At 35.7% G+C, this 12,922-nt stretch carries 11 protein-coding genes; 6 read left to right on the forward strand and 5 right to left on the reverse strand.

The genetic code is table 11. From position 1 onward, the window contains the following. Nucleotides 1-22 precede the first annotated feature (22 nt). Together DXN04_RS15545 and DXN04_RS15550 are read left to right on the forward strand one after the other, a co-directional pair. Nucleotides 23-1,390, forward strand: coding sequence for a RagB/SusD family nutrient uptake outer membrane protein (locus DXN04_RS15545; protein WP_116854262.1), 1,368 nt, complete (start codon nt 23-25; stop codon nt 1,388-1,390). Nucleotides 1,391-1,400: 10 nt separating this feature from the next. After that, nucleotides 1,401-2,729 (forward strand): TlpA family protein disulfide reductase, encoded by a 1,329-nt coding sequence (locus tag DXN04_RS15550; RefSeq protein ID WP_158569035.1) that lies wholly within the window; start codon nt 1,401-1,403, stop codon nt 2,727-2,729. A 35-nt stretch (nt 2,730-2,764) separates the two neighbouring features. Here DXN04_RS15550 and DXN04_RS15555 read toward each other — a convergent pair whose 3' ends face one another. The 3 genes from DXN04_RS15555 to DXN04_RS15565 form a co-directional block, all read right to left on the reverse strand. Then, entirely contained in the window at nt 2,765-2,992 is a 228-nt protein-coding gene (locus DXN04_RS15555) for a DUF6520 family protein (RefSeq protein WP_116854264.1), read from the reverse strand. Between the two features lie 103 nt (nt 2,993-3,095). Further along, nucleotides 3,096-4,079 (reverse strand): hypothetical protein, encoded by a 984-nt coding sequence (locus DXN04_RS15560; RefSeq protein WP_147319940.1) that lies wholly within the window; start codon nt 4,077-4,079, stop codon nt 3,096-3,098. A 58-nt stretch (nt 4,080-4,137) separates the two neighbouring features. Further along, nucleotides 4,138-4,578 (reverse strand): MauE/DoxX family redox-associated membrane protein, encoded by a 441-nt coding sequence (locus DXN04_RS15565; RefSeq protein WP_116854340.1) that lies wholly within the window; start codon nt 4,576-4,578, stop codon nt 4,138-4,140. A gap of 315 nt (nt 4,579-4,893) precedes the next feature. Here DXN04_RS15565 and DXN04_RS15570 point away from each other — a divergent pair, with 315 nt between their 5' ends. After that, complete coding sequence (locus DXN04_RS15570) at nt 4,894-5,802, forward strand: helix-turn-helix domain-containing protein (protein ID WP_116854266.1); 909 nt, start codon at nt 4,894-4,896, stop codon at nt 5,800-5,802. 6 nt (nt 5,803-5,808) lie between these two features. On the opposite strand, the gene DXN04_RS15575 is transcribed toward DXN04_RS15570, so the two are convergent. Together DXN04_RS15575 and DXN04_RS15580 are read right to left on the reverse strand one after the other, a co-directional pair. Next, nucleotides 5,809-7,461 carry an NAD(P)/FAD-dependent oxidoreductase gene (locus tag DXN04_RS15575; RefSeq protein ID WP_116854267.1) on the reverse strand — a complete coding sequence of 551 codons (1,653 nt, stop codon included), beginning with the start codon at nt 7,459-7,461 and terminating at the stop codon, nt 5,809-5,811. Nucleotides 7,462-7,772: 311 nt separating this feature from the next. Beyond that, complete coding sequence (locus DXN04_RS15580) at nt 7,773-9,293, reverse strand: hypothetical protein (protein WP_116854268.1); 1,521 nt, start codon at nt 9,291-9,293, stop codon at nt 7,773-7,775. A 370-nt stretch (nt 9,294-9,663) separates the two neighbouring features. Between DXN04_RS15580 and DXN04_RS15585 the strand changes: the two genes are divergently transcribed. The 3 genes from DXN04_RS15585 to DXN04_RS15595 all read left to right on the forward strand — a co-directional run bounded on the left by DXN04_RS15585 (nt 9,664) and on the right by DXN04_RS15595 (nt 12,920). After that, complete coding sequence (locus DXN04_RS15585; protein WP_116854269.1) at nt 9,664-10,845, forward strand: acyltransferase family protein; 1,182 nt, start codon at nt 9,664-9,666, stop codon at nt 10,843-10,845. Nucleotides 10,846-11,289: 444 nt separating this feature from the next. Continuing rightward, nucleotides 11,290-11,550 carry a hypothetical protein gene (locus DXN04_RS15590; protein WP_116854270.1) on the forward strand — a complete coding sequence of 87 codons (261 nt, stop codon included), beginning with the start codon at nt 11,290-11,292 and terminating at the stop codon, nt 11,548-11,550. Nucleotides 11,551-12,098: 548 nt separating this feature from the next. Further along, the gene (locus tag DXN04_RS15595; RefSeq protein WP_116854271.1) at nt 12,099-12,920 is read left to right on the forward strand and encodes a glycosyltransferase family 2 protein; all 822 of its coding nucleotides are present in this window, start codon (nt 12,099-12,101) and stop codon (nt 12,918-12,920) included. Nucleotides 12,921-12,922 lie beyond the last annotated feature (2 nt).

Here is a 12,922-nt window from a genome sequence, read left to right on the forward strand (position 1 = left end):
TGATTATTAAACAGGTATTAACATGATCACTATACATAGAAAATATTATCTTTTCATGCTGCTTGCAATCCTTACAAGCTGCAAAAAATTCCTGGAAGTCGCTCCTCCCAATGACAAACTGGAAACCTCTTCCGTCTTCGCAGACAGCACAAGTGCAGCCCATGCAATCATTGCGATTTACAGTCAGCTGACCAGTGGTAACCTTGGCCTGCTTGGACAAAAATCAATTACCGCCGGCCTTGCAGCTGACGAACTATATTTTACAGGTAATAATGACTCTTATACAAATTTCCAGGACAACAACCTTCAGATTAACAATAGCCAACTGAATGATATCTGGACAGACCTCTATGCACAAATATATAGGGCAAATGCTGCCTATGAAGGGGTAAATAGCTCCAGTGGTATTATCCCTTCTGCCAAAGCAAAATTAAAAGCGGAAGCTTTGTTCATAAGAGCCTTCTGCTACTTCTACCTGGTTAATTACTGGGGAGATGTTCCGCTTATTACAAGTACTGCCTATCAATCCAATGCAATCAAAGGCAGAAGCGCCGTCACTGAAGTCTATGCCCAAATCATTTCAGACCTGGTGACTGCCCAGGCAGACCTACCGGAAGACTACCCTACTGCTGACAGGGGAAGACCTAATAAATGGGCCGCTGCAGCACTCCTTGCCCGTACCTATCTATATACCAAAGACTACACCAATGCAAGTATAATTGCCACCAACATTATCAATCAATCTGGCATGTACAATCTTGCTGACCTAAACCTGGTATTTAAAAAGGAAAGTAGCGAAACCATCTGGCAAATCGTACCCGTGACGGGGTATACAAATTCCTGGGATGCTACCATCTTTATTCCATACCCGGATCAGGTTCCCACCTTTGCACTAAGAGATTCTCTGGTTCATTCATTTGAATCAGCTGACAAAAGGAAATCTTCCTGGATCAATAGCACAACGGTTAATAATTCCACCTATAGCTATCCATACAAATACCAGGTACAGCAAGCAAGCGATATTACGGAATGTGACATCATATTCCGCCTGGGAGAAATCTACCTGATCAGGGCAGAAGCAAATATTGCTGCGGGTAAACTTGCAGATGGAGAGGCAGACATTAATACAATCCGTAGCAGAGCAGGATTGGCCGGTATAAATATCGGTTCCAAAGAGGATGGCTTACAGGCATTGGAAACAGAACGTATCCATGAATTATTTGCTGAATGGGGAAACAGGTGGCTGGACCTGAAAAGATGGAATACTGCAGACCAGGTTTTACCAGCAATCAAAGGGAATAACTGGCAATCTACCGATGTATTATGGCCCATTCCTGCCCAACAAATCCTGTTGAATAAAAGCCTTAGTCAAAATAATGGTTACTTCTAAATCTACTTATATGCGTACAATTATTTTAGGAATGCTGTTAGTGTTTGTATTCAAAACAACTATCGCTGCTCCCCAACTCAAAGTAGGTGACAAAGTTCCTGATATATTATTTAACGACCTTATAAACTATAAATCCACTAAAGCTAAATTATCAGACTTTAATGGGAAATATATACTCATTGATTTCTGGGCAACATGGTGTGCTCCTTGTGTAGCCAGTTTCCCGAAACTGAATAAATTCCAAAAAGACAATAATGAAAAGCTTCAAATCATACTGGTTGCACAAGATGATAAACACCTAGTGACCGAGTTTTTCGACAGCCGGTCGGGATTGAATATTCCAAGTGAGGTTATTAGCCCAAATGACAAAAACAACACAATAACCAGGTTGTTTCCACATACATCTGTTCCTCATTATATATGGATAAACAAGGAAGGATACATAATAGGTATTACTGGTGCTGAACAGGCAAGTGAAGAAAACCTGAAGAAATTTGTAGACGGTGATGAACTCAGCCTTGAAAATAAAAGAGAGCAATTTGTGACACCCCCAAACTATAATGGTTTAGTGATTGACAGTGTTGAAAAAATATATGGGGAAAACAGGGTATCGTTCAATCCATTAGTGCAGTTCCAATCAGTTATTACCAAATATGATGAAAGGGTTTCACCTGGTGTATCCAGGAATGTAATTCCGGGACAGCCAAAAATGATTGATATCAGGCGCTTTCCAATTCCATCATTATATAGCATTGCTTACCTTGGACTGGAAAACTATCCCTCCTTTACTAAAATATATGAATTTCATGATTCTACCATATTGGAACCAGTAGGTGTATCCATGAACAAAAGGAATGACTGGGAAAAATCCAATACTTATTCCTACAGGTTAATCATGGCACCCGATACTGACAGTGCGCAATTTATGGCGACCATGCAGCGGGACATAAGCAATCATTTTAATTATACCGCTGCCATTGAAAAACGGAAAATTAAATGCTATGTTGTAAGATCAAATGGAGACACATCAATTCTTAAATCAAAGGGAGGGGAGACCTCTTATAATGCTTCTGTATATTTTATACACTTGAGTAATTCAAGCATGAGTGACTTCATATTTGCATTGAGCAAGTACAGCAATCTTACCAAATCGGGCAATTGGCATATGCCCAATATTCCAATAATTGACGAAACAGGTTATAAAGGAAAGATAGACATTATATTCAATGCTAATTTAAAGGATCCTGAAGAAATCAGGAATGAACTTAAAAAACATCATCTGCAGTTGGAACTACAATACCGGGAAATAAACTGCCTGGTTATCAAAGATAAATTATAATAAAAAAGCGCCGGTAATCCGGCGCTTTTCATTACTTATAATGCATAATATTTAACCTGATCATAAGTGCTTGCACCTTGAGTGAAATGGTAAGCACAAGGATTGGCAGAACCATTAGGGCACATTGCAGTAGCCTGAGCTTCAGTAATTGGAGTACCAGTACCAGTAGGATTCAGATACCAACCAGTTGCTACTCTAGAACCAGCAAATGCAGAACCAATAGCGAATACTACAGCGATAGCTGTCATCATATGTTTTTTCATGGCTTTAATACCTTTTAGAATCAAAAGGCAAAAACTTTAAATGGTTAACTAATTCCTACTCTTTTATACAGGTTTTCGGATTCCCCTTTTATGCGCATATCTTTTAGAGACTGTATATGGAAAGTCTGCTATTACTCAATAAGTATAATTTCTGATCACGTACTACCCAGTTTCGGATACCATCCTTCACACCTTTCAATTGAAAACTGCCTATATATGTTCCGTCTTTGCCATCATAACGGTCTATTACTACGGCTTCATTAAAATCAATCAAATTCTGATTATCTGATCTCACACCGGATTGTACATACAAAATTCCATTTTCAAAAGAAGCACTTTGATTTACAAATTGTACAGGTGCGTTATTCGTAATTATTCCATCCGTTTGATATCCAAACTTGTTTGTTTGAAACAGGTTGGTCGCGAAAGTATCTATACTGTGAGACACCTTTAAAACCTGCCCGCTTGTATCAAATAATGTGATCCTGTTACTGTTATGTTCAACATATGCCAGCGTTCCGTTTACATGATCAAAAACCAGTTCTCCATCGGTAGAAAGCCCACCATCTGTCTTATTATCAGTGATCTTCATTTTTCCGTAAAATTGCTCTGTTTGAAGATCATACTTATAAAATGACTGATCTTTTTCTCCATTGACAAACTTCCTCAAAAAAACCTTTTCCGGTGAAATTGAAACAAATCTGGTAAAGAGTTCTGGCGATTGATGCACCTCCATTTTATGTGTAAGCCGATTTCCCGTAATCATTAAACCAGAAGGAGAATCAAACAATCTCACATAAGGGCCATTTATTTCAGCCTGGCAGGATGCAGATAAACGTTTCTGTAAAACTGGATTTGTCACCACCATAATACTGGAGTAATTTCCAGTATTAAGTTCCAGTCGCTCTATCTGTCCAGGCTTCATACTTGAAAAATAAACATCCGTTGGAGTTACTCCAGCAATATACTTACTCAGTTTCCCCACCGGTATTTTTTTCAACAGCGTTGGTTCCTGGGTAATGAAATTCCTGTTAAACCCATGGCTTTGCTTATTAATATCAGGCGATATCTTTACCAGCATTGCCATAATTCCCAGGGGAATTATCATCATTAGTATGGTAGGTAACCATTTCAGGAACCCATTTTCAGGCCACGTGGAAAACTTTTGTGTCTGCATGATTCATCTTTTCAAATATAGTCCCGGTAAGGGCTACAAATATGAAAAATACGTTTACCCATAAATGTTGTGTCCATGTAAGCAATGAGAGTATGCCTCCACAGCTGCAAGGCAAATAATAACTATAATGCATCATTGCAAAAACATATGCAGTAAATAAAACCATCAAAAATAAGGACGCATAAAATCCGTACAACCTTGTTTTATCTACTATTAATAATATAGCTATTATTATTTCCAGCACAGGCATGCCCCACGAAAGCAGGTAAGCATACTGTGTAATAAAAGGCGATTTTTCCATCTGCAATACTGTTTCTGAATAATTTAACAGCTTGCTAATGGCAGTATACAAAAACAACATTACAAGCAGGTTCTTGCAAGTAGAGATTGCAGTTTTTTGAATAGACATAACTGTAAAGGTTAACATTAAGGTGCATACCCTATTTTCCTAACAAATTAATTAATAAAACAAATTCGTGGAAAATTACATTTCACCACTATATTAAGCAGTAATAAATTTTTCAATCAGGATAGTAAATTACTAGCAACGTGAATACTTGTTTGTGAATACTTGTTTTGATTTCATATCGCTAAGTTAGTAGACCTACCAAAGAAAATATTTAGGACATCGGGAATTTCAAGTATCAGGGTTATTATTTAACTGCAATACACAAGCAATGGGAATCCTTAATTTAGAAACCTTAGTTGCTAAATTATAGTACGAATGACATCACTTAATATTACCAATATTGAGAAACAAACCAATTTAACCAAATTACCCAATGACCTCAGTCCTTTTCTTTTGAATTGGGCGGTTAAGGATCTATATTGTGACAGTTCAAAGTTAATCCTGGTCCAATATTTTGGCACTACTCCTATTTATTACAACAACATCGTATCACAAACTAAACTGAATGATCCACAAACCATCCAATTTAAAAACCCCTCCCAGGATCTCGTTATACAGATCTTCACCGAATACGACTACCGTCAATGTCAGTACAACAATACCAGGACTCAAAAAGTCCTTTTTAGCTCGTCAAGTCTGTTCAACATCTCACTATGTCCTGGAAACGTTATCCACTTATTTACAATCGAAAAAAATTTCCTGGAACAATTAATAGGATATAATTGCTGCATTGAAGTACCAGAACTGCTGGAACAGCATAATTTAATTAGCTCTAAATTAAAAACGGTATTGCTTCCATATTTAAATCCTACCTTAATTAGGTTAAAAATGTTGGACCTGATCATTGATCTTCTATCTCTATATTCAAAATCAGGTAGTTCTTATACAATCTCCAAAAATCAAAGCTCAGATCATAATATAATCGAGGAAATAAAAGAGCGGATTATTCAAAAACCCAATATTAAAGATTTTCACTACTCACGTTTAGCCAAGGAATACCTAAGTAACAGGTCTACCTTGTCAAGAAATTTCAAAACAACCTATGGCACTACGCTCACTCAATTTTTGCATACACAAATAATGATCAATGCAAAACAGCTCCTTTTGGAGACAACAATGTCTATCACTGAAATATCTGAATACTTTGGCTACAATCAGGCGACAAATTTTTCGCGTCATTTTTACAAACAATTCCGGCAGCAGCCACATGAATTAAGAAAATAACAGGTATTACACTTTCTCACTTACCGGGTTCCCGGGAGGAACAGCAAACTTTTTTTTTCCTTCATCTTCCCCATGATCATTCTTCTCTTCGTGGTAATCTTGTTCTGTATTAATCGCCCAGATATTCTCCTTTTCTTCTACTCCGTTCAGTATGTTATCCACGGCCGTCATGGCTGTAAGCATAGAGTGGTCAGCATTGTTGTATTTATGCATGCCATTACGGCCTACTAAATATAAATTCTGAATGTTATCTACATAAGTGCGGATTTCACCAAAGTGCTCATAAGTGCCAAAATAGGCAGGATAGGTTTTCTCTACCCGCAGCACAGTCCCATCGATCACATTAGCGGCAGTTGCCAACCCGATCTTCTCCAATTCCGTGATGGCAATTTCTTTTATATCCTCATCAGACAGTTTCCAGAAATCATCTGTTTCATTGCAAAAGAATTCCATTCCTACCCAGGTGGTATGCGGATCCGCTACCAGATAAGGGCTCCAGTTATTAAAGATCTGTAATCTACCTACTTTCACGTCACGTTCCTGGATGTAAATCCAGGTATCTTTTAGCTCAAGGCGCTTGATCTCCCCTGTATGTTTATCAGGAGACGACATATTATTCAATAATAGTCCTACAGTGATAAAGTCTCTATACTGTAAGTTCCTGGCTATATATTGTACGTTTTCCGGCACCTGCTCTCCTATTGCAGCTACTAGTTCTTTCACCGGCATAGAGCTAAAGAAGTAGTCTCCTTCTATCACCTGGGTTTCGCCTGTTTTTGAGTTCCTGGTAGTAATGGCCTTAACCAGGTCACCCTCTACCTCTACTTTTATCACTTCCTGGTGCATCAGGATCTCACCGCCCATTGCCTGCACCCTGTTGGCAACCTCCTCCCACAATTGCCCTGGACCTAGCTTAGGATAAAAGAACTGCTCGATCAGACTGGTTTCTGTGTCCTTTTGCGCTACATCACCAGTTGCTTTCTTTGGTTTTAGGGACTTTATCGCATGTTCAATGGCCTTGGTAATACTAACACCTTTAATCCTTTGTGCGCCCCATTCTGCCGGGATCTCGTTACAAGGCACTCCCCACACCTTTTCAGTATAGTCTTTAAAAAACAACCCATATAAAACCTTCCCAAATCTATTGATCATGAAATCCTCCAGTGTCAGCTCAGGTTTATTAGGCCAGATCTGCGCTTTCAGGTAAGAAAACAAGATAGCGGTTGTGCGAAATACGCCGAGTTTCATCAAAGTATCAATAGATAATTGTACAGGGTAGGAAAAAAACTTTCTGAGAAAGTATATTCTTGATAGCCTGGGTCTTACTAACATCACCTTATCAGGGTCATTCCCGATACCTGCATCGTCATGATATACTACCCGGCTTTTATTTTGATAGGTGATTGTATGTGCGCTTTCTCCGCTTGTTTCCACAGGCAAAATATTCAGCCACCATTTCATCACACGATCAGATTTAGAGAAAAAGCGATGCCCGCCAATATCCATCCTATTCCCTTTGTAATTAATCGTCTTTGAAATCCCGCCTATATCGCCGGATTTCTCAAGTACAACAGGAACAATATCACTTCTGGTCAGAAATTCATAGGCTGCGGTCAGACCGGCTGGGCCTGCACCGATTATAATGGCCTTTTTTGTCATGTAGTGTGGATTAGGGGTATAACAAATATATCATCGAAGTAAGTTAGCAAATATACTAGTCTACTTTCCATCAGCGTTTGGATTCCGAGATAGGCCGGTAATAATCATAGTGCCTTTGTAACAATTTACTTCTCAGATAAAGTTCCATTTTATTCATGAATACACACGCATCATAAACAGGCTAACAATGCATCATTTTTGAGCATTTTATTCTGTTGGATAAGCATCTCAAAAAAATAAAGTATAATTAAGATAAGCCGCAATTTCTATTCATGAATAAATACCTAAATATAAATTTAGTTGCGAATAAGTCAAGGATTAGATTTTCTATAATTATTTTGGTTTATAATTAGATCAATCATTATGATAGTAAATAATATAGTAATTTGGATTGGAAACATTTGATGTCTTAATGCAATAGGAGATGCAAAAACACTAAAAACATAATTTGTTATCCATAAGATAAATACAAGCAGTAAAATTTTTGTAATCAAGGCATTAGATTTATATACATTTAAGTAGAAATACAGAATAAAGACAGGTAAGAATAATAAGTTCATAATAGCGGCGAACAATGGGTATAATCCGTTTATAAATTCTATTATTTGAGTGTTTCTAATGTTTGTTCTTAGAATATTAGTATCATAATGGAACCATTGTTGGACATAATCGGGGACATCTGAAAAACCCGAGTTATAATGTTCCAGAAACTCAATTGGTGGCATAAGCCATCTTTTTGAATTTGGGAATATTACATGCTGGATAAATGGCATGGGATAATGTACAATTAACCATTTGCCGTAATCGCTAAATAAGGCCCCTGCCAATGCCCAACTTTTTTGTGCATGAAGGCTATCTTTATTGAGATATTCATTTCTCCAATAAACCGATAATGGACTGGAATCTTTCCACATATAGTCATAATAGGCTTCTACTTTTTCTTCAGAATGTCTCGGGTTGTTTCTAGTAGTATCAAAGTATTTTCTAACAGCGTTATCTAAATTTTCGAACCTTTGAGGAACCATTTTATGAGCAGAATCAGGAACATATCTATAGGCATACAATGCATTATTAGCCATTAACCAGCCTGCAAATGGTGTAAACTGTCGGATATGACATAATTCATAATATTTATATCTGTTATATTCAATAAATGCACCGACAAATGCTAAACTTAATAGCAAAGTCAGAACTTTTAGTTTTATTTTTTCCTTGATGAAAAATATACCTATAAAGGATATAAAAGGATAGTAAAGTGCATTATATCGGACTGTAAATACTATGAAAAGTGCGATACTATGATATATCCCCACTTTCAATGTTGGCTTAAAAATTAACCATATCAGTAAAGTAAACCAAATTATGCTCAGGGAGAAGAAGTAGTTATCACTTGAAACAGTATTAGCTAAATGTAGAAATATTGGATTCAGTACTGTAATTAATACTAAGGTATATTTAACCCAGTTTTGTGGACTATGAAAATAGAATATGGTAAAGATCAAGGATAATATACTAACTTGTAATAATAAATATTGAAATATAAATAGTGCAGTGTCTGAAACTGTAATGGCGCTAAATGCTCTTAAAAACATAGGGTAACCTATTGGATAGGTATCAATTTGAACATTTCTGGATGCTTCATCAATATAGCAATATGAGTCTCCATAAATAAAGCTTGCATAAGGATATAATAATTTATATGTAATAATTTGAATAATTAACACCACAATTGAAAAAATAACCAGTGGTTTGTTATGGTTGCATTTGAAAACGTATTCAATAAGGGATTTTTCTTTAGATGAATTAAATACTAAATCGTTAGATAGTGTCATATTAAATACGGTTGAATTATGAAAATATAAATCTGCAATTTTGCTTTGTACTTAGGAAATGAAGAAAAGTTATAAATATTCTAAAAATTATGAGGGTTTTTGAAGTTATTTACAGTACTAGCTAAATACCGGTCGAGAATCCTTAATCCTGTCGCATGTCTCATCACCAATAAATTCAATAGCAAACGATTTACCAATTTGATGTAGATAATCTAGTACTATCCGGTGGCATTATCGATATACTAACACCGTTTTAAAAGTTTACAGTTATCAATATCAAAAAACGTAAGAAATAAATGCAATGAGAAGGGGTCGCAGCATCTTAAATTAAATTGACACTTAATGCACTAAGCAAAAAATTATATCTATCATGGAGATTACAAGCTTCATCCCAATAATCCCTGTCTTATTGTTATCCCTATTTATCCTGAATATTTTCAATAAAACAATCCTAAAAATAGAATTGCCAAAAGGAAGAAACCAATCTATTGACGGGTTAAGAGGCTACCTGGCAATCTTCGTATTCTTTCATCATTCAATCGTTTGGTATTTTTTTCTAAAAAACGGTTATTGGGCTTTTACCCCCTCCAATTTATATAATCACCTTGGAACAACAAGTGTGGGATTTTTCTTTATGATTACTTCGTTTCTATTCTTTTCAAAGATAGCCAATAGCCAAAACCGTAAATTAAACTGGAAGCAATTATATATTGGAAGGGTATTGAGAATATTACCTTTGTATTTAACTATTTGCATAGTGGTATTCACAATAGTGTTGATAAAATCAAATTGGATATTAATTGAACCTATTGAAAATATTACAAAGGAAATTATACAATGGATATCTTTTATTCAGGTAGATATAAATAACTATGCAGACACCCGAATTATAGTCGCAAGAGTAGTATGGAGTTTAGCTTTTGAATGGCTATTTTATTTTAGCTTGCCATTATTTGGTTGGCTATGCTTTAGAGTAAGGGCTTCGAAATTAACTTTTATTTTGTCATTATTATTATTTGCCCTTTATGCATATATCATCTGGAACTTTTATCCTGTAGGTGCAGTCAAAAGGTTATGTCCATTTTTAGGGGGCATAGCAGCTGTTTTTGCTTATAAAACCAATAGTTTAAAAGAACTATCGAGGTCAAATTATCTGTCGATAAATATTGCAATTTTAATCTTAATTACATTATTTTTCTTCAGGGATGCATATTCAATAGTTCCATTTTTATTAATCGTGATAATATTCATTTCCTTTGCACTCGGCAATTCTTTATTTGGCATTCTACTACATCCTTATTCTCAATTACTGGGACTCATCTCATATAGTATCTATCTTCTTCATGGTATCCTATTATTTACAACGTTAAATTTTATCCCAGGATTAAAATCTATTGTAATTGCATCACCGATAAATTACTGGATTTTCATATCCTTTAATTGCACAATCCTGGTCTTAGTAAGTGCCATATCTTATAAGTTTATAGAACATCCATTTATTGTGAAAACATCAAAAATAAATCAGGGAAAAAAGGTCACTTTAAGCCTTTAATATCACATATTTTTCCTACTCAAGTCCAAATGAATTTACGCCTCTTATAATAGAACAGTTAGCATATAAACGGTGTATTAATAAGCCTATTCAATCCTTCCATCATAGTTCGTATGGGTTTAAAATCAAGAAACTACCTTTTTCCACCTGGATGTTTATTGTTTTTCGAATATACTTTCCATATTGTTTTAATTATATTCCTGTAAAACTAAGTAAAGTCATCGTGATCCAAATATTTCCAAGAATGAAATAAATACCTTTATAAAAATTAAAAAGAATGTTAATTGAATTTGACATTCTTTCAATAAAAAATAACAATCCCATCCCGCCCAACAGAAAAAAACCTACCACATTAGAGATAACAGAATGGCTTTTTGAACTGCAATTGACCTCATTGATCTAAAACCAAAATCCATTTTAAATTATAACTAAAAAAACAATACTATGAAAAAATCAAATCTTATTCTCAGCGCTATTGGCTTAATAAGCATTATAGGCGGTGTCTTAGCATTTAAAGCCCAAAACAGATTTACCGGAACACTTTTTTGTTATACCACTATAGGAATAATAATTGGCAACAAACGGATTTATGTTCCTGTATTAATTACCAAATATATTCACATCGAAACTGGAACTACATTATTTTGCACCATTCCTGGTCCCAATAAAACATATATTGCGGTAAAAGTTGAAACATCCCTTTAATTCAACACATGAAATTTTAAGCACGTTAAAAGAGGCAGTCTCCAACGTGCCCCATTAAAATAGAATTACAATTATTCCTTCAAAAAGAATTATTATTGAGGAATTTCAATTAATTACTTACATAAATTTTGTAAAAAAAGCCTATCCGACAATCAAAATTAACTTGATCAGAAATTATTCTTTACCTCATTACAATCTACAATGTTGCATTAGGTAAAGAATAATATCCTGATCACAACACTGAATGAACCCTTTATTAATTAACCTCAAAGGATATTTTTCTCCAATGTGTATATAATATCATTATCCACGAATAATAATTAGCCATTCCTGACGGCTTCAATTTCCCCAATTAATTAATGATGGAACAGATACACTACTTTGTATTAGACATTAGCCTGTATAGTTTCTAAATAATCAAAAATTTCATAACTGATGTGACACTTCAGCCTTTTCCTCTTTATTTGTATAACTAAGAATTTTCCTAACCCCAGGGATCTTCTATTTGAATTAACCCATGAATACATTTAAATTCAAATGTTGCTCCTATGCATAATACGCTTAACCTTGCAGCCCCGCCAAAAGCCAATCCCTGGAAAGAACTAAAAACACTTTCCATTATTATTCCCGCATACAACGAAGAAAAAACAATTACCCAAATTTTAGACAAAATCAGATCCGTTCTGCTCATCCGCGACATTGAAAAAGAAATAATCATTATCAACGACTGCTCCGGCGACAATACCGAACAGCTGATTCTGGAATATATGAATCTCTACAAGGAAATCAGGATAAAATACCATGCTCTCCCTGTAAATAGCGGTAAAGGTGCCGCTATTCAGGCGGGAATACTACTGGCGACCGGGGAATACCTAATCATTCAGGATGCAGACCTTGAATATGATCCTTTCGAATACAATGTCTTACTAAAGCCTATCGTACATGGATTTGCTGATGTCGTCTATGGATCACGTTTTATGGGCGGCAGCCCTCACAGAATACTTTTCTTTTGGCATACCCTGGGAAACCGTATTCTTACATTCTTCGCCAATATGTTTGCCAACCTCAACCTGACTGATATGGAAACAGGTTATAAGTTATTCCGGACAGATGTTATCCAGCGGTTATACCTTGAGGAAAAGCGTTTCGGATTTGAACCGGAAGTAACCCTCAAAATGTCCAGAATAAGAGATCTTCGGATTTACGAAGTAGGCATATCCTATTACGGACGCACTTACAAAGAAGGGAAAAAAATAAACTGGAAAGATGGAGTCAGAACCGTCTGGTGTATAATAAAATATGGTTTGCTCAGTTCCCGACACCTTAAACAGGAAGCAACAGTAAAGACAAAACAAGTATCCCAACTATAAAT

The sequence above is a fragment of the Chitinophaga silvisoli genome (genome assembly GCF_003412465.1).
Taxonomy (GTDB): Bacteria; Bacteroidota; Bacteroidia; order Chitinophagales; family Chitinophagaceae; genus Chitinophaga; species Chitinophaga silvisoli.